This is a genomic window from Curtobacterium sp. UNCCL17, from assembly GCF_000686685.1.
GTDB classification, from domain to species: Bacteria; Actinomycetota; Actinomycetes; order Actinomycetales; family Microbacteriaceae; genus Curtobacterium; species Curtobacterium flaccumfaciens.
The window spans coordinates 316,858-337,233 of sequence record NZ_KK366000.1 but is presented as its reverse complement, the minus strand read 5'-3'; the positions used below and the strand labels follow the sequence as shown (position 1 = coordinate 337,233).

At 71.7% G+C, this 20,376-nt stretch carries 23 protein-coding genes; 17 read left to right on the top strand and 6 right to left on the bottom strand.

Translation table 11 applies throughout. The features are described from left to right. Positions 1 to 25: 25 nt before the first annotated feature. The 5 genes from BR70_RS0106435 (at position 26) to arr (ending at position 3,187) form a co-directional block, all read left to right on the top strand. Positions 26 to 868 (top strand): SDR family NAD(P)-dependent oxidoreductase, encoded by an 843-nt coding sequence (locus BR70_RS0106435; protein ID WP_027465389.1) that lies wholly within the window; start codon positions 26 to 28, stop codon positions 866 to 868. A gap of 73 nt (positions 869 to 941) precedes the next feature. Next, positions 942 to 1,790, top strand: a complete 849-nt coding sequence (locus BR70_RS0106430) for an alpha/beta fold hydrolase (protein ID WP_027465388.1) — start codon at positions 942 to 944, stop codon at positions 1,788 to 1,790. Beyond that, the gene (locus BR70_RS0106425) at positions 1,783 to 2,355 is read left to right on the top strand and encodes a TetR/AcrR family transcriptional regulator (protein ID WP_027465387.1); all 573 of its coding nucleotides are present in this window, start codon (positions 1,783 to 1,785) and stop codon (positions 2,353 to 2,355) included. The genes BR70_RS0106430 and BR70_RS0106425 overlap by 8 nt, the downstream gene beginning before the upstream one ends. Beyond that, positions 2,352 to 2,744 carry a hypothetical protein gene (locus BR70_RS0106420; RefSeq protein WP_027465386.1) on the top strand — a complete coding sequence of 131 codons (393 nt, stop codon included), beginning with the start codon at positions 2,352 to 2,354 and terminating at the stop codon, positions 2,742 to 2,744. The genes BR70_RS0106425 and BR70_RS0106420 overlap by 4 nt, the downstream gene beginning before the upstream one ends. A 20-nt stretch (positions 2,745 to 2,764) precedes the next feature. After that, complete coding sequence (gene arr, locus BR70_RS0106415) at positions 2,765 to 3,187, top strand: NAD(+)--rifampin ADP-ribosyltransferase (RefSeq protein WP_027465385.1); 423 nt, start codon at positions 2,765 to 2,767, stop codon at positions 3,185 to 3,187. Between the two features lie 6 nt (positions 3,188 to 3,193). On the opposite strand, the gene BR70_RS0106410 is transcribed toward arr, so the two are convergent. Further along, on the bottom strand, positions 3,194 to 4,498 hold the full coding sequence (locus BR70_RS0106410; protein WP_027465384.1) for a glutathionylspermidine synthase family protein: 1,305 nt from the start codon (positions 4,496 to 4,498) through the stop codon (positions 3,194 to 3,196). Then, on the bottom strand, positions 4,498 to 4,869 hold the full coding sequence (locus BR70_RS0106405) for a tRNA-dihydrouridine synthase (protein WP_152377983.1): 372 nt from the start codon (positions 4,867 to 4,869) through the stop codon (positions 4,498 to 4,500). The genes BR70_RS0106410 and BR70_RS0106405 overlap by 1 nt, the downstream gene beginning before the upstream one ends. Positions 4,870 to 5,002: 133 nt before the next feature. Between BR70_RS0106405 and BR70_RS0106400 the strand changes: the two genes are divergently transcribed. Next, the gene (locus tag BR70_RS0106400) at positions 5,003 to 5,509 is read left to right on the top strand and encodes a hypothetical protein (RefSeq protein WP_027465382.1); all 507 of its coding nucleotides are present in this window, start codon (positions 5,003 to 5,005) and stop codon (positions 5,507 to 5,509) included. Between the two features lie 131 nt (positions 5,510 to 5,640). After that, positions 5,641 to 6,168: a COG4315 family predicted lipoprotein gene (locus BR70_RS0106395; RefSeq protein WP_027465381.1), complete on the top strand. Its 528-nt coding sequence runs from the start codon at positions 5,641 to 5,643 to the stop codon at positions 6,166 to 6,168. 58 nt (positions 6,169 to 6,226) lie between these two features. Here BR70_RS0106395 and BR70_RS19890 read toward each other — a convergent pair whose 3' ends face one another. Continuing rightward, entirely contained in the window at positions 6,227 to 6,880 is a 654-nt protein-coding gene (locus tag BR70_RS19890; protein WP_051596703.1) for a TetR family transcriptional regulator, read from the bottom strand. A 185-nt stretch (positions 6,881 to 7,065) separates the two neighbouring features. Between BR70_RS19890 and BR70_RS0106385 the strand changes: the two genes are divergently transcribed. The 6 genes from BR70_RS0106385 to BR70_RS0106360 all read left to right on the top strand — a co-directional run bounded on the left by BR70_RS0106385 (position 7,066) and on the right by BR70_RS0106360 (position 12,644). Beyond that, positions 7,066 to 7,563 carry a hypothetical protein gene (locus tag BR70_RS0106385; protein WP_027465380.1) on the top strand — a complete coding sequence of 166 codons (498 nt, stop codon included), beginning with the start codon at positions 7,066 to 7,068 and terminating at the stop codon, positions 7,561 to 7,563. Between the two features lie 3 nt (positions 7,564 to 7,566). Beyond that, on the top strand, positions 7,567 to 8,388 hold the full coding sequence (locus BR70_RS19885; protein ID WP_051596702.1) for a trypsin-like serine protease: 822 nt from the start codon (positions 7,567 to 7,569) through the stop codon (positions 8,386 to 8,388). Between the two features lie 169 nt (positions 8,389 to 8,557). Further along, the gene (locus BR70_RS0106375; RefSeq protein WP_051596701.1) at positions 8,558 to 9,652 is read left to right on the top strand and encodes a tyrosine-protein phosphatase; all 1,095 of its coding nucleotides are present in this window, start codon (positions 8,558 to 8,560) and stop codon (positions 9,650 to 9,652) included. A 132-nt stretch (positions 9,653 to 9,784) separates the two neighbouring features. Next, positions 9,785 to 10,804 (top strand): LacI family DNA-binding transcriptional regulator, encoded by a 1,020-nt coding sequence (locus BR70_RS0106370; RefSeq protein ID WP_027465378.1) that lies wholly within the window; start codon positions 9,785 to 9,787, stop codon positions 10,802 to 10,804. A 167-nt stretch (positions 10,805 to 10,971) separates the two neighbouring features. Then, on the top strand, positions 10,972 to 11,622 hold the full coding sequence (locus BR70_RS0106365; RefSeq protein WP_027465377.1) for a heme utilization protein: 651 nt from the start codon (positions 10,972 to 10,974) through the stop codon (positions 11,620 to 11,622). Between the two features lie 2 nt (positions 11,623 to 11,624). Beyond that, positions 11,625 to 12,644, top strand: a complete 1,020-nt coding sequence (locus tag BR70_RS0106360) for a LacI family DNA-binding transcriptional regulator (RefSeq protein WP_035808252.1) — start codon at positions 11,625 to 11,627, stop codon at positions 12,642 to 12,644. Positions 12,645 to 12,720: 76 nt separating this feature from the next. Here the strand turns inward: BR70_RS0106360 and BR70_RS19880 are convergent, their stop codons facing one another. Then, positions 12,721 to 13,575 (bottom strand): inositol monophosphatase family protein, encoded by an 855-nt coding sequence (locus BR70_RS19880; protein ID WP_051596700.1) that lies wholly within the window; start codon positions 13,573 to 13,575, stop codon positions 12,721 to 12,723. Between the two features lie 382 nt (positions 13,576 to 13,957). Between BR70_RS19880 and BR70_RS0106350 the strand changes: the two genes are divergently transcribed. From BR70_RS0106350 to BR70_RS19875, 4 genes are all read left to right on the top strand, one after another. After that, positions 13,958 to 14,803, top strand: a complete 846-nt coding sequence (locus BR70_RS0106350; protein WP_231495659.1) for a carbohydrate ABC transporter permease — start codon at positions 13,958 to 13,960, stop codon at positions 14,801 to 14,803. Further along, positions 14,803 to 15,633: a carbohydrate ABC transporter permease gene (locus BR70_RS0106345; protein ID WP_027465374.1), complete on the top strand. Its 831-nt coding sequence runs from the start codon at positions 14,803 to 14,805 to the stop codon at positions 15,631 to 15,633. Before BR70_RS0106350 ends, BR70_RS0106345 begins: the two co-directional genes overlap by 1 nt. Before the next feature lie 56 nt (positions 15,634 to 15,689). Continuing rightward, entirely contained in the window at positions 15,690 to 17,027 is a 1,338-nt protein-coding gene (locus BR70_RS0106340) for an ABC transporter substrate-binding protein (RefSeq protein ID WP_051596699.1), read from the top strand. A gap of 121 nt (positions 17,028 to 17,148) precedes the next feature. Continuing rightward, positions 17,149 to 18,420, top strand: coding sequence for a glycosyltransferase (locus BR70_RS19875; protein ID WP_231495658.1), 1,272 nt, complete (start codon positions 17,149 to 17,151; stop codon positions 18,418 to 18,420). Positions 18,421 to 18,508: 88 nt separating this feature from the next. Here BR70_RS19875 and BR70_RS0106330 read toward each other — a convergent pair whose 3' ends face one another. Together BR70_RS0106330 and BR70_RS23935 are read right to left on the bottom strand one after the other, a co-directional pair. Then, the gene (locus BR70_RS0106330; RefSeq protein ID WP_027465372.1) at positions 18,509 to 19,477 is read right to left on the bottom strand and encodes an amidohydrolase family protein; all 969 of its coding nucleotides are present in this window, start codon (positions 19,475 to 19,477) and stop codon (positions 18,509 to 18,511) included. 177 nt (positions 19,478 to 19,654) lie between these two features. Continuing rightward, positions 19,655 to 20,347, bottom strand: a complete 693-nt coding sequence (locus BR70_RS23935; protein ID WP_081827282.1) for a FadR/GntR family transcriptional regulator — start codon at positions 20,345 to 20,347, stop codon at positions 19,655 to 19,657. Positions 20,348 to 20,376: the final 29 nt, after the last annotated feature.

Here is a 20,376-nt window from a genome sequence, read left to right as displayed (position 1 = left end):
TTCCATCGAACAGGAACCACACACCATGACCGGAACCAGCACCTTCCTCATCACCGGCACGAGCCGCGGGATGGGCACCGACTTCGCCCGGGCGGCCCTCGACGCCGGGCACCGGGTCGTGGCGACCGGACGCGACCCCGAGCGGGTCCGCGCCGTCCTCGGCGACCACGAGCACCTGCTCGCCGTCGCGCTCGACGTGACCGACCCGGAATCGGTCCGGGCCGCCGTCGACACCGCGACCGACCGGTTCGGCGGCGTCGACGTCCTGGTGAACAACGCCGGGAGCTTCCAGGCCGGGTACTTCGAGGAGATCTCGGCCGAGCAGTTCCGTGCGCAGATGGAGACGAACTTCTTCGGAGCGCTCGCCGTGACGCGCGCCGTGCTCCCGGTCATGCGACGGCAGCGCTCCGGGCACGTCATCAGCATCAGCTCCACCGCGGGCATCGTCGCCGGCGCCGGTGGGAGCGCCTACTCGGCGTCGAAGTTCGCGCTCGAGGGCTGGATGGAGGCCCTGCACGACGAGGTGGCACCCTTCGGCATCTACACCACCGTGGTCGAGCCCGGCTTCTTCCGCACCGACCTGCTGGCCGAGGGCGACTCGACCTTCTGGGGCGACGTCGCGATCGACGACTACGCCCCGCTCTCGGCCGGGTCGAAGGAGTTCTTCCGCGGCATGCGGGGCAACCAGTCCGGCGACCCCGCGAAGCTCGCGCAGGTGCTGCTGACGCTGATCGCGATGCCCGAGCCGCCGCTGCGGTTCGCCGCCGGCGCGGACAGCGTGGCGGGGATCGTGCAGAAGGGACAGCAGCTCGTCGAGCAGGCGCAGGCGTTCCCCGAGCTGTCGACGACGCTCGACCTGGACGCGTGACGGCCGCCCCTTGCCAATGTCGGCTACGGGTATTAGCCTTTCAGTTACTACCCGTAGCCGAAGGAGCCACGACATGCTCGAACACCTGGACACCGAAGGCGGCACGATCGCCTACGACCTCTCCGGAACAGGGCCGCTCGTGGTCCTCGCCCACGGCATGGGCGACAGCCGGCACGCCTACCGCTTCGTCGTGCCGGAGCTCGTCGCGGCCGGCTACCGCGTGGCGAACGTCGACCTCCGCGGCTGCGGCGACTCGAGCACCGGGTGGGCCGGCTACGAGCGCGCCGACATCGCACGCGACCTCGTCGCCGTGGCCCGCCACCTCGGTGGCCCGGCCGTGGTCGTCGGGCAGTCCATCAGCGGCGGTGCGGCGACGATCGCCGCGGCGACCGCCCCGGACCTGGTCGCGGGCATCGTCGAACTGGCGCCGTTCACGCGCAAGCAGTCCGTCGACCTGGGCGGACTCCTGCGCAACCGCCGGCACCGCGCCGGCACCGTCCAGCTCGCGCGGGTCATGACGAGCGGCAGCCTGCCCGGCTGGCTCGCGTACCTCGACATCGCGGTGCCCACCAAGCCCGCCGACTGGGCGACCGAACGCAGCCGCATCGAGACGACCCTGCGGCAACCGGAGCGGATGGCGGTCCTCCGCGCCATGACCCGCACGTCACCCGCCGACGCCGGCGAGCAGCTGGGTGCCGTCCGCTGCCCCGTGCTGGTCGTCGAGGGCAGTGCCGATCCGGACTGGGCCGAGCCCCGCGCCGAGGGCGAGCGGATCCTCGCCGACCTGCCGGACGGCCTCGGCGAACTCGCCGTGATCGACGGTGCCGGTCACTACCCCCACACCGAGACGCCGGCGGCGCTCCTCGCCCTGCTGCTGCCGTTCCTCGCCCGCACGCTGCCCGTCGCAGGTCCCGTTGCCTAGGGCGGGGCTCGACCCGGCGACCGTCACCGAGGCCGCGGCGACGTTGGCCGACGAGATCGGCCTCGCCCAGCTGAGCATGAGCGTCGTCGCCGATCGCCTCGGGGTGAAGGCACCGTCGCTGTACAAGCACGTCGACGGACTCGGCGACCTCACCCGCAGGATCGCGATCCTCGGCGCGAACGAGCTCGGTGACGCGCTCCGCGACGCCATGCAGGGGCGCAGCGGTCGGAGTGCGCTCGAGGCGGCGGTGCAGACCGTGCGCCGGAGCGTCCAGGAGCACCCGGCGCGGTACCAGGCGGCCGTCAGCGTCCGGCCGACCGGTGCTGATGACCCCCTGGCGGTCGCTCTCGGTCGCACCCTGGCGTCCTTCGCCGCGGCGCTCCGCGACTACCCGCTCGACCCGGCTGACGAGATCCACGCGCTCCGGGTGCTCCGCAGCGTCCTGCACGGGTTCGCGACGATCGAGGCGTCCGGTGGGTTCCAGATGGACACGGACGTGGATGCGAGTGCCGCGTGGATGGTCGACTTCCTGGATCGTGGCTTCCGTGCCGCGACGACACGGTGACCGCATCCACGGCGGCGCGCCCGTCGAGGCCCGTCGGGCACGACCCGCTCCGTGGCGGCCTGCGGTTCCTGGCGGAGTTCGTCGCGTGGGTGGCCGTTCCCTGGGCACTGTGGTCCCACTCGCCGGTGCTCGCGATCGCCGCCGTCCTGGTCCTCGTCGTGCCGCCGGCGGTGTTCGGGACCCCTGGTGACCGACCTGGCGGTGACCCGCCGGTCGCGGCGCCGGGAGCGGTCACGATCGCGTCGGTCCTCGCGCACCTCGTGGGGGCGGTCGCTGCGGCCTGGATCCTGTGGCCGACGGCGGTCGCGATCGTCGTCACCGTCCTGTGCGTCGCCGTCGTCGTCTCGGAACAGCCGAGGTGGCGCGCGCTGGTCGGACACGGGCACTGAGTCGTTCGTAGGCTGACGCCATGGCAGCAGCAGACGAGACCGGTCCGTTCTGGCACGGCACCGTGGCGGTCCTGCGACCCGGGGAGTTCCTCTCCCCCGGTTTCCGCTCGAACTACCGCCCCGACGTCGTGATGAACCACGTGTACTTCACGGCGACCCGCGACGGAGCCGGGCTCGCGGCCGAACTCGCGGCCGAGCTCGTGCCCGGCGACCGTGAGCCGCGCGTGTACCGTGTCGAGCCGACCGGTCCCTTCGAGGACGACCCGAACGTGACCGACAAGAAGTTCCCCGGCAACCCGACCCGGTCGTACCGCAGTGCCCTCCCGCTCCGCGTGGTCGGCGAGGAGACCGGGTGGACACGGCTCACCCCGGAGGCGTTGCGCCAGTGGCGGGAACGGCTCGTCGCGCTCCCGCCCGAGGAACGCGGCGAGATCGTCAACTGACCGGCGTCAGGCCGCGATGAGGTTCGGGGCGAACCGGCACCAGTAGTCCGTGATCGGCCCGTCGGACTCGCGGATGCCGACCCCGAAGGACTCGCCGCCCACGACCCACGACCCGAGCACCGGGTGGTTGTGCCCGTTCGACCCCGGGAAGTCCGGTAGCTCGTGGTACTGCTGCCACACCCGTTCGGCCCCGGTACCGGGGCGCCGGTACTCGCGACCGTTCGTCGTGACCGAACCGTCGGCTCGGTGCACCGCGATGCCGTCGCCCTCGCGCCCGAACACGGGCTTCACGACGAAGTCGCGCATGCCGTTCGGACCGTCCGCGAAGGCCGGCAGCAGGTTCGGGTGGCCCGGGAACAAGCGCCAGAGCGCGACGAGCAGCAGCTTGTTCGACAGGAACATCTTCCACGCCGGCTCGTACCAGCGGCCGAGCCGCCCGCGGTCGCTGACCAGGAAGGCGCCGAACTCCTCGTCGCCCTGCGCCCGGTCGTCTCCGGAGACGAGGTCCTCCCACGGGTACAGCTTGAAGAGGTTGCGGATCACCGGGTACTGGGTCCCCGGCTCGCCCCCGGGCAGCGTGAACACGCTCCGCGACGAACCGGCCGGCTCCTGGTCGCCGACGAACTGGCGGGCCGTCGCGTGCCAGCCGATGTCCTTCATCTCGATGCCGGTGTGCTCCCACCCGGCCTCCCCCGCCAGGTCGCGCATGTAGGCCACGGTGTCCCAGTCCTCGCCCGCCGTGTCGAGGTCGGAGTGCGCCACGAACAGTCGCCCACCGTCCTCGGCGCGCAGGGACTCGTGCAGCAGTGTCCGCCAGCGCGCCACCATCGCCTCGTGGATGCCGTTCCACTGGTCGGTCTCGGCGGAGAGTTCGCCGGTGGCGAGCCGGTCCTGCATCCAGTGCCACTGCGTGACCGATGCCTCGATCAACCCGGTCGGGGTGTCCCCGTTGTACTCGAGCATCTTGGCGGGTGAACCGTCTCCGGCGTAGGCCAGGTCGAACCGCGCGTACAGGTCGGGCTCACCGTGCTCGAGCGACCAGGCGGCGAGGTCGAACCCTGCTCGCGTCAGGCCCAGCGTGCCGAGGGCACCGGTGGCGAGGTACCGCGCGGCTTCGAGGCACATCCGGTGCAGTTCCTCGGTCTCCCGCTCGAGCGCCTCGACCTCCGGGAGCGTGAAGACGTACGCGGCGGTGTCGTTCCAGTACTCGACGGGCGTGCCGTCGTCGCGGACCGACCGCGAGTAGATCAACCCGGTCTGCTGGATCCGGCGCCGCCAGTCCGGACGCTCGGGGAACTCGATGCGCTCCATCAGCCGCCGAACCCACCGTGTCCGCCGGCTCCGCCGAAGCCGCCCTTGGTGACGGAGCTCCCACGGGACGAGACGCCGGCCTTCGCGGTCTTCCCGGCGGGCAGGGCGCTCGTGCCGCCGGAGACCGCGTCCCCCACGCCGGGGACCCTCGTGGCACGGTTGGCGAAGAGCGGCAGGAAGTACCAGCCGGCGTGCCCGCCGTGGTTGTTGCAGTCGTCGTCCGGCAGACGCTTCTCGGTCGCGTTGTCGCGGCAGATCTTCGCGTAGTCGCTGTCGACGCCGGCTCCCTCGCCGCACCCGGTCAACGACGCTGCCAGGGCTGCGACCACCCCGATGGAGACGACACGGGAAGCACGGCGACGAACACTCACGAAGGGGAACAGTACCGCTCACCACGGACCGGTGTCCGCGTCGGCACGTCGGCCAGCGCAGACGATCGTCTGGCGAACCGGTAGCGTGTGCGGTGGCGGCACCCGCCGCACACCGTCCACGAGAGGGTCGACCATGTCGCGGAGCACCGATCGGGTCCGGGTGGCACCGATCGCCCTCGCGGTCGGGGTCGCGGCGCTCGCGGTCACCCTCGCGCTGCCCGCGCCGGCCGCGCCGGGACCCGAGGCGCTCGGGGTGGGGGCATCCGGCGCGCTCGGCACCGCGCTCGGCGCGCCGCCAGCGGCGAACAGCACGCACCGGTTCGCGGTCAGGTCTCCACGGACGGTCGGCACGGAGCGGGTGGTGCGCGTCCGGTTCGCCGGCTCGGGGAGGCCCGGCGCCGTCGTGGTCGTCCACTACGCCGCCCCGGAGAGCCAGGTCGCGGCCGTCCACGTCGCGGAGGTCGAGCCTGGCAGCAGCGCCGTCGGCCCGACCGGCCGATTCGCCTTCACCGCGGCCTTGCCCGAGCTGCCCCGCGACGCCGACCGAGCGTCCTGGAGCGCCCTGCTGATCGACCCCGCGTCACTGGCCGTCATCGGCCGCGTCGAGGGCGTCCACCTCGTCGAGCAGACTGACCGCTGACGCCCTGCTCCGTGGCCCCGCTCGATGAGAGGGCGCGCAGGGTGCTGGCCGCCGCACCATCCTGCGGTTACGTTCGCTAGACGAACGTCTGGCCAGCAGTCAGCGGCGAGACCTGACCACGAGGAGCCCCCGTGTCGGCACCCCACCGCACCCCGTCATCCCGACCCGTGTCCATCGCACTCGGGGCCGCGCTGCTCCTGGCCCTCGGCCTCGCAGGCTGTTCCACGGCCGGGTCCGCGACACCCTCGCCCTCCCCGTCCCCCGCCGCGCAGGGCGACGCACCCGCGACGACCGACTCGTCACCCTCGGTCGACGTGACCGTCGCCGCGACGTCGCTCGGCAAGGTCGTCGTGGACGGCAAGGGCATGACCGCCTACTACTTCGACGCCGACGTCAAGGACTCCGGCACGAGCACCTGCACCGGTGGATGCGCGACCGCGTGGCCCGCGATCGAGGCGACCACCACGACGCCGAAGGTGTCCGGCATCACCGGCACGGTCGGCACCATCAAGGGCGTCGACGGCGGACGGCAGATCACCATCGACGGTCGGCCGATCTACACCTTCGTCGGGGACGAGAAGGCCGGCGACGTGACGGGTCAGGGCGACAAGGGCGTCTGGTACGTCGTGAACCCGGACGGGACCGAGCAGAAGAAGTAGGCCGGAGGCCCCGGCGGGAGGCCCCGGCGGGACGGCAGACATGCCGGGACCGCCGGGGTCAGTTCTCGGCCAGGCCCGGGTCCCCGCCCACGCGCACGGGCTCCACCCGCTCGAGCAGCGCTTGCACGCCGGGCAGTCCGAGCCCGGTGAACAGCGCCGCCCACAGGTCACGGAGCTGCCCCTCGGTGTCCCGGGTCAGCCGCACGCTCGTCCGGGCCCACATCACCCCGAAGGTGGACGTCAGCACCAGGTCCGCCGCACGTGCCCACTCGGGATCGGAGTCCGGGCCGACACCTCCGCTCGAAGCCGACAGGTGCCGACGGACGTAGTCATCCCAGGTGAAGACCCGCGGGATCACCTCCCCCGCACCACGGAGTTCGTGACTCAGCCGGATGGCCCCGGCCGCCACCGAACACCGCATCGCGTCCGAACAGGCGGACGTCAGCATGACGAGCAGGTGCTCGAGCCCCGCGGGCTGCCTGATCCGCGAGTCGATCGCCGCCCAACGCACCTGCTGCCGCTCGATGACCGCGAAGGCGAGCTCGTGCTTGGACGAGAACACGTGGTAGCCGATCGCCGACTTCGGCCGGTCCATGGCGGCGGCCACCCGCGCGAACGAGGTCCCCGCGTAGCCGTGGCTCGCGAACTCGGACGCCGCGGCCTCGATGATCTGCTCGCGGGTCTTGGTCTTCGCCTGCTGCCGCTGGTTCATCGCACTCCTCGGTCGGGCCTTGGTTCATCATACGAACGTCTGACCAGGCATGGGCAGTGGTCACGCCGGGGGCGATGCCTCTGATCTCCTCAGGTTCACTATTTCGCTAGACGATCGTCTGACGCGTTGTTAGCGTTCACGCACACCGAGCCGCCCGGCCGCACCGCCACGAACCGAGGAGTCCCATGCGTTCCACCCCGTCCACCCACCGCACCCCGTCGGTCCGCCGACTGACCGTGCTCGCGACCTGCATCACCCTCGGCGGTGCGCTCGCCGCAGGCGTCCTGGTCCCCGCGCAGGCCGGAGCCGCCACGATCTCCCACACGACGCACACCGCGCACACCTCGGCCCAGCCTGCGGCCGTGGCATTCACCGCCAAGACCTACGGCGGACCCGACCGGAAGAGCTTCACCGGCATCACCTTCGCCGGGACCGGCAAGCCCGACACCCTGGTCATCGTCTACTACGACGCTCCGGGCAAGCCCCGCGGCCTGTTCGACAAGCACATCGCCGAGGTCACGTCGGGGGACGACTTCGTCAGCGCCAGCGGCCACTACCGCTTCACCGCGGCGTTCCCGGACCTGCCGCGCGGGACGACGACGCTGCACTGGCGCGCCCGGCTCGCCGACCCGGACACCCTGTCGGTGATCGGACGCGTCAACGGCACCCGCACGCTCGGCTGACCCGTGACCAGCCACGCGCACCCGGCGCTCGTCCGCGCCCTGGCCGTCGCCGTGTCCCTGGCGGCCGTCGTCGGGGCCACCCTCACCTGGGCTCCTTCGGCCTCGGCCACCACGAGCGACCCCGACCGGGTCGCAGCACCGATCATCGCCGGCACCGAGGTCGGGGTCCCCGGCGGCACCTGCACGGTCGGTGCCGTGCTGGCCGCGAAGGGGTTCCGCAGCCAGTTCACGCAGTACCAGCGGGCGACCCGGTGGGTCGTGCTCGCGAAGCACTGCGCGCCGCTGCAGGCACCCGTGCAGCTCGACGGTGCGACCGTCGGCAGCGTGGTCTGGCAGTCCGCGGAGTCGGACCTCGAACTCGCGGTCGTCCCGCCCCTGCCGTGCACCCGGGCCCGGGCGGCGACCGGGTCGTGCGACCCGTCCGTCGCGACCTGGACGCCCCGGGCATCGGGTCGCGTGTTCAACCGGGTCGGCGGGGTCCTGGCACGTCCCGCCGTGACCGGCATCGGCCAACCGGATGCCGCTCCCTTCTGCACCAGCGGGGCGTCGAGCGGGCTGCTGTGTTCCTGGACCTCCACGCGTGTGCCGGCAGCAAGCCGTCCCGGCGCGCAGCACCTCGACGCCGCGCGCGCCGAGGCCGGTGTCGGCGCCGGCATCGAGCCGGGCGACGCCGGCGGACCGGTGATCAGCACCACGAACCGGCTGTACGGGATCATCTCGGGCAGCACGACGACGAGTACGACGAACTCGACGGTGCTGCTCTACACGCCCGTCCAGCAGGTGCTGACCGAGCTGTTCCGGTACCGGCTGGCCCCGGCGTCCTGAGGCGCGGGCCGCCGGGTGGGCGACTGAGCGCTGCCTCATGACCCGGACACGCCCCGGCCACCTCGCCGCCACACCGCCGACGACCCTCGCCGCGATCCTGCGGGGAGCCGGACGCCACCACGTCCGGCTCCCCACGACCCCCGGGTCCTGATCAGATCGAGGTTGCCCCGTGTCTCCGCTCCGCCACTCCCCACGCATCCACTCCCCACGCATCCACTCCCCGCGCACCACCCGCGTCGCCGCGACCGCCCTCGCCGGCCTGGCCGTCGTCGCCTCCGCCGCGTTCTCCGTCACCGCCGCCCACGCCGACAGCACCCTCCAGCCGGCTTTCACCGCCGCCGACCACCCGATCACCGACGTCCCCGGGCTGGTCAACGGCCGTGAGCTCGCCGCGGTCCACGGCCGGTCCGGTCAGACCGTGAACGCCCCGCGGCTGATCCGCTCCGAGTCACTCGACAAGATCACCGCGGCCGGGGCCACGACCCTGGCCGACGAGTACCACGTCGACCTCGTCGTCGACCTGCGCACGCCGTCCCAGATCGCCGCGAAGCCGGACGTCGCGATCCCGGGTGCACGACACGTCGACATCTCGATGTTCGGCGCGGACGGCGACTACAGCGATGACACCGCGATGTACCACGACCTGGTCGACAAGGGCCGGGTCGACCAGGCGACACCCGGGTCGATGATCACCGCGTACCGCCGGGTGCTCCGGATCCTCGCCACGCACACCAGCGGCACGGTCCTGATCCACTGCTCCCACGGCATGGACCGCACCGGCACCGTCGTGGACCTGCTCGACCGGGTCCTCGGCGTCGACAGCGCAGACATCCTGCACGACTACCTGCTCTCGAACACGCAGCTCGGGGTGACCTGGGCCACACCGCAGCTGCTGCAGGGCACCTTCGAACAGGACATCGCCACCGAGTACGGCGGCATGGGCTCGTACCTGAGCGACACGATCGGCGTGACGAAGCACGAGGCCGCCGCCCTGCGCGAGCGCTTCCTCGTGTCGAACGACCCCACCGCGTCCTCGATCACGGTCGCGGGCGTGCGCGTCCACCTGTCCGCCGCTGCCTCGTCGCACGGCGCGACGGTCACGGTCCCGGTCCGGACGCTGCGCGCTGTGGACGTCCACGTGCACACCACGAACCCGAACGCGGGCACGAGCGTGCACGTCTCCGGGCGGACCGCGCACATCACCGTGACGGCCCAGGACGGCACCACGACCAAGGGGTACCGCCTGACGGTGCGGCACCGCTAGCCCGACGCCGACCGCCCGCGGCCCGCGCCGGGCGGTCGGCGTGACCAACTGTTCACCACCGCCGTCGCCCGGTCCGGGCATCCGTCCGGCTACCGTGACACTCGTGCAGTCCTCCAGACAACGGCGCCCGCGGTGACCGGACACCCCGCCGTCCCGACCATCCACGACGTCGCCGCCCTGGCCGGAGTGTCGAAGTCGGTCGTCTCCCGAGCCCTCGCCGGTGCGTACGGCGTCGCTCCGTCGACGACCGAGCGGGTCAAGCGCGCCGCCATCGACCTCGGCTACGTGGCGAACGCGAACGCCCGCGGCATGTCGGCACACCGCACGCACACGCTCGGGGTGTTCGTCCGCGATGCCTCCACCCCCTTCTACGGGCACCTGCTGACCGCGTTCCAGCTGCAGGCCGCGGCGCGCGGGTACCGCGTCGTCACCGCCACCGGTGCGGGGTCGTTCCCGGTCAGCGAGGAACGCCGAGCGCTCGAGACCCTGGTCTCCCTGCGCGTCGAGGGGCTCATCGTCTGCAGCGGCGCCCTGCCGATCGCCGACGTCCTGCCGTTCGCCCGGCGCATCCCGACCGTGGTCTCCGGGCGCCCCGAGACGAACGATGCGGTGAGCAGCGCGTACTGCGACGAGCGCGGCGGCGGACGCGGGCTCGCCGACCACGTCGCCGATCTCGGACACCGCCGCGTCGCCGTGCTGACGGTCACACCGGCCGGGTCGCTGACGCAGTCGGCACGCACCGACGCGATGGTGCGCCGACTCCGTGCGCGCGGCGCCGAGGTGCTCCGGATCCGCTCCGAGGACCACGGAGCGGATCCCGAGGACCTCGACTCGTTCCTCGAGCAGGTCCTGCGGGCCGGTGGCGTGACGGCGATCATGGCACCGAGCGACCGCTGGGCCGTCGGTGTGCTCGAGTCGATGCGCCGCCGCGGCCTCCGTGCGCCGGACGACCTGTCGGTCACGGGCTACGACGGGGTCGCCCCACTCGCCACCGAGCTGCTCGGCATCACCTCGTGGCGACAGCCACTCGGCCTGATCGGCCGCCTGTCCGTCGACGACGTGGTCGACCAGATCGACGGCCGGTCGACGGGCGTGACCCACAACGCGGTCGACGGCACCCTTGTACCGGGCCGGACCGCCGCCCGGGTCTGAGCGCCGAGCGGAGCGGAGCGACGAGCACGACCGACACGGCGCCGCCGACATCCATCGTTCACCGTCCCGTCACGGACCGACGGGTGAGATCCGGACCCGTCCGGTCGATCATGGGGAACGTTCCCGATCATCGGGAACGTTCCCCATCCCCGACCACGGACGGACCCATGCCCCAGAACGTCACCGCCAAGCTGCCGCGCGACCCGAGCGACCCGTACCGCCACGGCATCTACCTGCGCCCGGACGCCCGCACCTGCCGAGCCGTCACGGTCGTCACCGATCAGCTCCGCGCGCAGTACGGCCTGCTGTCGGCCGGCGCCTTCCCGCCGCACGCCACACTCGTCGGCAGCCAGCCGTTCGGCAGCCACGAGGACCAGGTCATCGCGGCCGTCTCGGCGCTGCTCGACGGCCGACCGGGGTTCGACGTCCACAACGCCGGCATCCGAGAACAGGGCATCGGGTTCGTCTACGACGTCGCGACCCGACCGGACGGCTCGCACAACGACGACTTCGTCCGGCTCGCCGCCGACATCGAGGCCGTGGTCGCCCCGTTCCGGCAGCCGATGCAGGTCCCGCTGGCGAACGACTACGACCCGGAGCAGTACCGCGCGCACCTCTCGCTCGCCTCGCACGACCTGTACGGCCGACCGGACCTGCACGACGAGGTCGGCGCGTTCATCCGCGAGCTCGACGTCGACGTCCCGACCGGGTTCCGCGGCGACACCGTCGTGCTCTACCACACCGCGAGCCCGGACTGGTCCGGTCGCTGGTGGCAGACGATGACCTGGGAGCACGTCCACACCTGGAAGCTCGCCTGACCGTGGCCGCGACCCTCCGCGACGTCGCCGAGCGGTGTGCCATCTCGCGATCGCTCGTGTCACTCGCCCTGCGGGGCGACGACGGCGTGTCCCGGCCACGTCGGGAACTCGCGGTGCGGACGGCGGACGAGCTGGGCCTCCCGGTCGGTTCGCTCGCCAGGCGGCGCGCGCAGGGCGCGCCGCTCGTCCTCGGGGTGGTCGTCACCGAAGCCGCGAACCCGTTCCACGACGAAGCACTCCGGAGCGCACGCGCGACCGCGCAGACCCTCGGGTTCGCGCTCCGGGTCGTGGACGGGTTCCGTGACCCTGCCCGGTTGGCCGACGGCCTGGAGGCCCTGCACGCCTCCCGCGGATCGGCCGACGGTGTGCTCGGGGTCGCGGTCCTGAGCAGTCGGCTCGCCCCGGCACGGCTCGCGGCGGTCGCGCGCGACCTGCCGGTCGCGGTCCTCGGATCGAGCGGGTCGGCGCTCGCCGGTCTCGGACTCGACACCGTGCGCGCCGACGAGGAGTCGGGCATGCGGGCACTGGTGCTCCACCTCGCCGCACTCGGGCACCGACGCACGTGCTTCGTGGCGGAGTCCGGCCACCCGTCGACGACCCGTCGTGCCGTCGCGCACGCCGCGGTCACCGGGCAGCTCGGCGCACCGGGCGAGCACCGCGTCGACGACGTCGAGGCCCTGGCGGCGGACCCGGCACGGATCGCGCGGCACCTCGGTGACGGGGTCACGGCGTTCGTCGCGACGAACGACGCGACCGCGGCGCGGCTCGTGGCGATCGCCGACGGCGCGGGGCTCGCGCTCCCCCGGGTGGCGGCGGTGACCGGGTTCGACGGCACCGGTCTCGGCGAACGGCTCGACGTGACGAGTGTCGACCAGCCGCGCGTCCGGATGGGCGCGCGGGCGGTCGAGCTCGTGGTCGAGCGGCTCCGGGGTCGCCGCGGCGACCGGCATGAGGTGCTCCCGACACGTCTGCTGCCGCGTGGGTCCACCGCGCGGGCGGTCGCCAGGCACCCGCTCGGCTGACCGCTCGCGACACCCGCGCCGGGTCGGTCCGCGGCCGGCGGTCGGGCCGGCGGGCCGACTGGCGGCGGTCGGCGGCTCAGTCGGCGACGGTCGTGGCCGACAGCTCTTGCACCCGGCGCACCAGCTCGGCGTGCGATCCCCCGGCGCCGGCGGCGACGTAGTCGTCGGCCAGGTGTGCACGGTCGACGACGTCGCCCCCACGGAAGCCCCGGAACCACCCGCCGGCGCGCTCGAGCACCAGCGCTCCGGCGGCGACGTCCCACGGGTGCGTGGCGAAGCCCATCGTCACGTCCGACCACCCGGCGGCGACGTGCACCAGGTTGAGGGCACCGCTGCCGAGGCTGTGGTGGTGGCGGTACCGGAGCGTCAGGTCCCGGAGCAGGTCGAACGCCGCGGCCTCGCCGAGCAGGTCGAGGTCCTGCTGCACCGGGAAGCTCGTCAGGACCGTCGCTGCGTCATCCGGCCCCGACGACGAGTGCATCGGCGCACCGTCGAGCCAGGCGCCGGCGTCGTCCGCCGCGAACACGTGGTCCGCGACCGGGTCGAAGACCACCCCGGCGACGACCTCGCCGTCGACCTCGGCCGCGATCGAGATGCACCAGTACGCGAGTCCGCGGGCGAAGTTCGCGGTGCCGTCGATCGGGTCCACGATCCACCGGACCACGGGGTCCGCGGTGCTGCCGGTGGTGCCGGTGTCGCCGGTGGTGCCGCCTTCCTCGCCGAGCACGACGGAGCCCGGCACGGCCGCGGTGAGCACCGCCGTGATCGCCTCCTCCGCCGCGCGGTCGTGCAGGGTCACCACGTCGTGCGCATCGCGCTTCGTGCTGATCGTCATCGGGGCGCGGAACACGGCGAGCAGGTCGGGCGCGACGGTGCGCGCGGCCTCCTCGGCGATCGCCCGGAGTGTCTGGGGAGCAGGAACGGTTCGCATGGTCCCCGGTTCTACGACGTCGAGGCCCCTGGACGGCGAACCACGCCGGTCGACGGGCCGAACCCGAGGTGAACGCGCGGCGTGCGGCGGTGAACGTCGGCACCCGATCGTCGGAGGGGTTGAACGCGGCGTGAACGGGTGACGGCGGGTGGTCGACGTGCCTTGACCGGTCTCCGACCCCCGCCGCACAGTGGAGTCGTTCCCGGTTAGGGAACGTTCCCTACTCGGAGGAGTCCGCCCCATGACGGTCCCCGTCAGGTCCGGCCTGGTCGCCGGTCCCCCGCGTGCCGCAGGGTCGCCGCGGTCGCCGCAAGCGCGGCGTCCACCCCGGGCGCCCCGGACGACGCGGTCCTCGTTGCGCTCGGACCGACGGCTCGGTCTGGTGCTCCTCGCACCGGCGCTGCTCGCGTTCGCGGTCTTCGTCTTCTACCCGCTCGGCCGCGTCCTCGTCCTCAGCACCCAGGGCACCGACATCTTCGGTCAGCCGGCGGGCTCGGTGGGGCTGCAGAACTACGTCCGCACGTTCACCGACCCCGCGTTCGGGCGGACGATGCTGACCACCGCGGTCTTCTGCGTCGGCGTGGTCGTCGGCCGGATCGTGTTCGGTCTGCTCGTCGTGATCCCCCTGACCGTGAAGCTCCGCGGCCTGCCGGTCTTCCGCGCACTCCTGACGGCACCCATGGTCGTGTCCGTGTCAGCGGGGTCCGTCGCGTTCGCGGCGATGCTCGCACCCGGCAACGGGCTGCTGAACACGGTGATCACCCAGTTCGGCGGCGCGCCCGTGCCGTTCCTCACGAGCACCCAGTGGGCCCTGGCGAGCGTCATCGTCGTGACGATCTGGGGGTCGCTCGGGTTCACCGTGCTGCTCCTGCTCGGAGCGTTCGGCGCCATCGACCAGGACGTCATCGAGGCGGCGCACCTGGACGGCGCCGGGCCCGTGCGGACGCTCTGGTCGATCTCCCTGCCGCTCGTCACGCCGACGCTCTTCTTCGTCGTCGTGACCGGAACCGTCGAGGCACTCACGACCTTCGGGCAGATCCAGATCCTCACGGGCGGCGGTCCGGCCGACTCGTCGAAGACCCTCGTCTACGCGATCTACCAGCAGGCGTTCGGGTCCGGCAGCGCGAACTTCGGCCTCGCCGCCGCGCTCGGGGTCGTCCTGTTCCTGCTGGTCCTCGGGCTGTCGCTGGTGCAGTTCGGCGTGCTCGAGAAGCGGGTGAACTACTGATGCGCCCCGTCACCGCACGCCGGCTCCGGAGCCTCTTCGTCTACGCCTGGCTCGTCATCGCGGTCGTCGTCGTCTGCTTCCCGCTCTACTACGTGTTCGAGGGCGCGCTCACCCCGACCCGGTACCTGGACCAGGGCCTCGCCGGTCTCGTGCCGATCCACCTGACACTCGACAACATCGTCCGAGCCACGCAGGTCGTCCCGCTCGGGCAGCAGTTCCTGAACAGCGTCGTCGTCACCCTCGCCCAGACGGTGCTGCAGGTCGTCATCGGCATCATCACCGCCTACGCCCTGGTGTTCTGTCGGCTCCGGGGCACCCGCGCCCTGTTCCTCGTCCTGCTCGCCAGCATGATGATCCCCGGCGAGACAACGCTGATCGCGAACTACCTGACCGTCGCGTCGTGGCACCTCATCGACACGCTCCTGGTCGTCTTCCTGCCGTTCGTGGCCTCGGCGCTGACGATCTTCCTGTTCCGCCAGGCGTTCCTGAGCTTCCCCGACGAGCTGCGCGAAGCCGCGGTGCTCGACGGTGCCGGACACTTCCGGTTCATCCGGTCCATGCTCCTGCCGCTCACCCGCCCGACGCTCGTCTCGGTCACCCTGGTGAGTGCGACGGCCGCCTGGAACGGGTTCTTCTGGCCGCTCCTCGTCACGAACTCGCCGGAGCACCGCACCGTGCAGGTCGGCATCGCCCAACTGTCCGACGCCGAGGCCGCCGACATCGGCGTGGTCCTCGCCGGTGCAGCCATGGTGACCCTCCCCGTCCTGGTCCTGGTCCTCGTCGCCCAGCGGTTCCTCGCCGGCGGCCTGACCGCCGGAGCGCTCAAGTGACGACACGTTCGCTCCCCTCCCCGATCCCCGCCCGCCCCACACCCGAAGGACGCACCATGCCCGCACGTCGCTCCATCACCCTCACCACACTCGCCACCGGTGCCGTCGCGGTCCTCGCCCTGACCGGGTGCTCCACGTCGAGCTCCGCATCGGACAGCTCCGGCCCCGTCACCGTCGACTTCTGGCACGCCATGTCCGGGCCGCCCGCAACCGAGCTCGACGCGCTCGTCGCCCGCTTCAACAAGGAGAACGACCAGCACATCACCGTCAAGTCGTCGTTCCAGGGGGACTACGCGGCCGTCCAGACGAAGTACACGGCGGCGGTGCAGTCCGGCTCGACGCCGGACCTGCTCATGATGAACGACGTGTCGACCGGCTTCATGATCGACTCCGGCCAGACGGTGTCCCCCGCGACGATCCGCGGCTCGAAGTCAGGCACCGACACGATCGCGCCGGCCGCCGCGACCTACTACAGCGACGGCAAGCAACTCGCGGCGATGCCGTTCTCCGTCTCGATGCCCGTGCTCTACCTGAACAAGGCGCTCGTCGCGAAGGCCGGCCTCGACGCCACGAAACCGCCGAAGACGCTGGCGCAGGTCGCGACCTGGGCCGAGAAGATCCACGCCGCGACCGGTGGCTACGGCATGAGCATGAACATGGGCGACTCGTGGATGCTCGAGGAGCTCACCGCCTCGGGCGGTCAGGCGTTCTGCACGCCGGAGAACGGGCGGAAGGGCAAGCCGGTCACCGGCGTCTCGCTCACCTCGGACAGCCAGGTGCAGTTCATGACCACGCTGCAGAAGCTCTACCAGGACGGCGCCGCCCTGAACCCCGGCACGGACTCGACCGTGCAGAACTCGGCGTTCTCGAGCGACAAGGTCGGGATGCTGCTGACCTCCTCCGGTGCCTACACGACGGTCGACCCGGACGGCTCGAAGTCCGTCGTCGCTCGGTTCCCCACCACGTCGGCCTCCGACGACGCCGGGCAGGTCATCGGCGGCAACGCGCTGTGGATCTCCGGCAAGGGCCACTCGTCCGGCGAGCAGCAGGCGTCGTACACGTTCGCCAAGTGGCTCCAGACGCCGGACGTGCAGGCCGAGTGGGCGAAGGCGACCGGCTACGTCGCGATGAACACCGACGCCCAGGACACCACCGTGGGCAAGCGCTCCCTGTCCGACCCGAACATCGCCACGATGTACCAGCAGCTCGCCGACGACCCCACGAGCGTCGCCGCGGCCGGCTGCATCACCGGCGCGTTCCCGACCGTACGCGCCACCGTCATCGGCGCCTTCAACCGGATCGTCGAGGGTGCCGACGTCGAATCGACCATGAAGGACGCCGAACAGCAGGCCGGCAAGCAGATCGAGTCCTACAACGAGGCCGCTGGCAAGTGACCGACTCCGGGTGCACGCCCCGTCGAGGCTGACCAAGGGTTCATGGAGCGCGACCGCCGTTCGCCATACGGTTGTCTGATGAAGCGGGCAGGCGGCCCGCGCGGACGATCGGAGCCCTGTGGTGTCTGCTGCGAACGGCCGGCCCGGCTACGGGGCTCCGGAGTCCCTGCGCATCGTGTTCTCGTTCCCACGGGGGCGGGGACACCTGGCGCCGATGCTGCCACTCGCCCGCGCGGCCAGCGCAGCCGGACACCGGACCGCACTGAGCGGCGCACGCGAGGCCGTCCTCGAACAGACCGGGTTCTCGCACCGGCAGCCGCGGGACGTGGAGCTGCCGGCGAGCAGGCCGGGCACCGGCACCCTGACACCGATCGATCCGAGTGCGGTGCTCACCCGCGTCCCCCAGGTCTTCCTGGGGGACGCGGCCGCCGGGGCCGTCGTCGACGTCGGACGGCTGGTCACTCGGTGGTCGGCTGACCTCGTGGTCTGCGGGGAGTTCGACTTCGGCGCGATGACCGCCGCCGAACGAGCCGGGGTGCCGTGCGTGGTGGTCCTGGCCTTCGCCTCGGCCGGCGGGACCTGGCGCGACTCGGTGCGGGAGCCGCTCGAAGCGCTCCGCCGACGCGCGGGACTCGGGCCCGACCCGCAGCAGCAGATGCTCGGCGGCGCACTCACCGTCGTCCCGTTCCCGGCGTCGATGCGATCCGGGCACGAGCTGCGTGGTCCGGTGATCCGGATGCGACCGGACACCTGGTCGTCACACTCGTCGGATGCCGCGGCGTGGCTGGCCGCCGGCGACGGACCCCGCGTCTACGTCACGCTCGGCACCGAGTTCAACACGAAGTCCGGCGACCTGTTCGCCCGGCTCATCGACGCGCTCGCGGCCCTGCCGGCGCGGATCCTCCTGACGACCGGAGCCTGGGTCGACCCGACGACCTTCCCGGTGCCGGAGGGCCCGGGAGCGATCCGGATCGAGCAGTACGTCCCGCAGGACTCGGTGCTCGGGCTCGTGGACCTCGTGGTGAACCACGGCGGGTCCGGATCGGTGACCGGGGCGCTCGCGCACGGCGTGCCTCTGCTGGTCCTGCCGCTCGGTGCGGACCAGCTGCCGAACGGCAGCTGCGTCGAGACCCTGGGCGCCGGACTCGTCCTCGACGCCGCCACGGCGACCGCGGAGGACATCCGCACCACCGCGTCGCGACTCCTGACCGAGCCCGAGTTCCGCTCCGCGGCCGGACGGATCCGGTCCGAGATCGCGACAGGCGAACCCCCGGCCGTCGTCCTGGCCGCCATCGAGCGCCTGGTCGGCTGGACACCGGCCCGCGGTGACGAGCATGCTCGAACATCGTCCGCCACACCCGATTCTGCACGGCGACGTCCGCCGACGAGCTGATCCCAAGCGGCCCGTCAGGGGCAGGACGAGCCGCGAGGGAGCCCACCCCCTCGCGGCTGCCACTCGGTCCAGCTGCCGACGGGTCGGTTCAGAGTCGCGTCAACAGGGCTTCAGCGTTGCCGTGCGCGATCTTCCGCTTGTCGGCCGGGCTGAGGGGTGCGTTCTCGATGAAGCTCGTGTGAGTTGCGGAGTCGCCGAACGGGTAGTCGACAGCGAACAGGATCCGGTCGATGCCGAACACCTCGAGCGCGCACAGGAGCGGCGGAACCGTCGTGTAGGCGGAGATGGTGATGTGGAGGTGATCGCGTACCTGTTCCGCGACGGTCCCGGTCAGTCCCTTGATACGCGGGGTGAGCCACTCGTCCGCGCGCGCGAGGGAGAACGGCAGGTTCTCGCCCATGTGGCCCACGACCATCTGCAGGTCCGGGAACCGCTCGAAGACCAGGTTCGAGACCATCCGGAGGATGTGCATACCGTTCTCCGCGTGCCATCCCCATCCACCCGTGGAGAGCATGGTCGCGACGTACGGGTCGAGGCCCGAATAGTAGGCCTTGAAGACCTCGATGGGCGGGAAGCCGGGGTGGAGGTAGATCGGGACGCCGAGACGTTCGACTTCGGCGAGGATCGGCCGCATGGAGGGGTCGTCGAGGAAGACGCCGTTGGTCTGCCCGTGGATCATCGTGCCGACGGCGCCCTGCTCCTCGACGGCGCGACGGAGCTCTGCGACGGCAGCCTTCGGGTCGGAGATCGGGAGGGTGGCGAAGAACTTGAACCGGTCAGGGTGGTTGTCGACCACCGTCGCCATGGTGTTGTTGAGGCGCCGGGAGAGCTCGGCGGACTGGTGTGGGGGCAGGACCTGCACGAACTGTGCGACGGAGGAGAGCACCTGGACGTCGATGCCGGCGGTGTCCATCCGCTGGATGCGGGCTACGCCGCCGTCGGTCAGGTCGTTGAGGCCGTCGAGGTACGGCTGATCCATCATTGCGTGACCGTCGGCGCCGGCGGCGTCGAAGATCTCAGCGGGCATCATGTGTTCTTCGAGTCCGATGAACTTCATGGTCGGGTTCCTTCGTGGTGCGGTGGTGCAGTTGCGCCCGTTCTGGGCGCGGAGAGGACCGGGCTCGGTGGCCCGGTACGGCGGTCCGTGAAGCAGTGACCGGTCATTGTCGACGCAAGAGCGTCGAGTCAGGGGTGGTTCATCGGCGGATCGTGACCCGGTGAGGCACCAGCGTCATCAATCGATGTTCGAGGGTCCGCCGACTCGGCGGACCACGGCGACGATCTCGACGGCCGCCAGGCGCGCTCCGGCTTCGTCGTGCGCTTCGATGCTGTCGACGAGCCGATCATGGAGCGCAGCATGCTCATCAGCGATTCGATCGTCGGCCTCGAGCCCCCCGACGACCTCACTGACGGCTGCTCCGAGATGTTCATGGAGATCTGCGAGAAGTCCATTACCGCTGATCCGGGCAACCTCTCGGTGGAATCGTCTGTCCGCAGCGGCGATGCGTTCCATGTCAACCCGCTCACCAGTCGCTACGGCCAGGAGTGCGCGAAGCGTGGCGATGTCCTCCGGGACAGCACGTCGGGCGGCGAGGGCCGCAGCGTGTTCCTCGAGGACCGCGCGGAGTTCCATCACCTCGTCCGGCGTTGACGTCGCAGAACGCCGGGAGATGGCCGACCGCAGCTCGCTGGTCGCGATCACGTAGGTTCCATCCCCCACCCTCGCCTCGAGGAGACCGGTGTGGACGAGTCCACGAAGCGCCTCGCGTACGGTGTTCCGGCTCACACCGAGCTGCTCGACGAGGTCGTGCTCCGCAGGGACGCGTGTCCCAACCGGCCACACACCATCGGTGATGGATGCACGGAGTCGATCAGCGGCCTGTTCCGCAAGCGTTCCGGATCGTGGGAGCCGGCTGAGTGGCGACATGAGTCCTCCAAATGTCCAACAATTGGTAG

Coding starts and splice junctions, on each gene's coding strand:
- BR70_RS23935 (WP_081827282.1), bottom strand. CDS start 20,347: ATGTCGCCACTCAGCCGGCTCCCACGATCCGGAACGCTTGCGGAACAG.
- BR70_RS0106400 (WP_027465382.1), top strand. CDS start 5,003: ATGTCGCGGAGCACCGATCGGGTCCGGGTGGCACCGATCGCCCTCGCG.
- BR70_RS0106435 (WP_027465389.1), top strand. CDS start 26: ATGACCGGAACCAGCACCTTCCTCATCACCGGCACGAGCCGCGGGATG.
- BR70_RS0106345 (WP_027465374.1), top strand. CDS start 14,803: ATGCGCCCCGTCACCGCACGCCGGCTCCGGAGCCTCTTCGTCTACGCC.
- BR70_RS19880 (WP_051596700.1), bottom strand. CDS start 13,575: ATGCGAACCGTTCCTGCTCCCCAGACACTCCGGGCGATCGCCGAGGAG.
- BR70_RS0106385 (WP_027465380.1), top strand. CDS start 7,066: ATGCGTTCCACCCCGTCCACCCACCGCACCCCGTCGGTCCGCCGACTG.
- BR70_RS0106330 (WP_027465372.1), bottom strand. CDS start 19,477: ATGAAGTTCATCGGACTCGAAGAACACATGATGCCCGCTGAGATCTTC.
- BR70_RS0106340 (WP_051596699.1), top strand. CDS start 15,690: ATGCCCGCACGTCGCTCCATCACCCTCACCACACTCGCCACCGGTGCC.
- BR70_RS0106365 (WP_027465377.1), top strand. CDS start 10,972: ATGCCCCAGAACGTCACCGCCAAGCTGCCGCGCGACCCGAGCGACCCG.
- BR70_RS0106410 (WP_027465384.1), bottom strand. CDS start 4,498: ATGGAGCGCATCGAGTTCCCCGAGCGTCCGGACTGGCGGCGCCGGATC.
- BR70_RS19890 (WP_051596703.1), bottom strand. CDS start 6,880: ATGAACCAGCGGCAGCAGGCGAAGACCAAGACCCGCGAGCAGATCATC.
- BR70_RS0106430 (WP_027465388.1), top strand. CDS start 942: ATGCTCGAACACCTGGACACCGAAGGCGGCACGATCGCCTACGACCTC.
- arr (WP_027465385.1), top strand. CDS start 2,765: ATGGCAGCAGCAGACGAGACCGGTCCGTTCTGGCACGGCACCGTGGCG.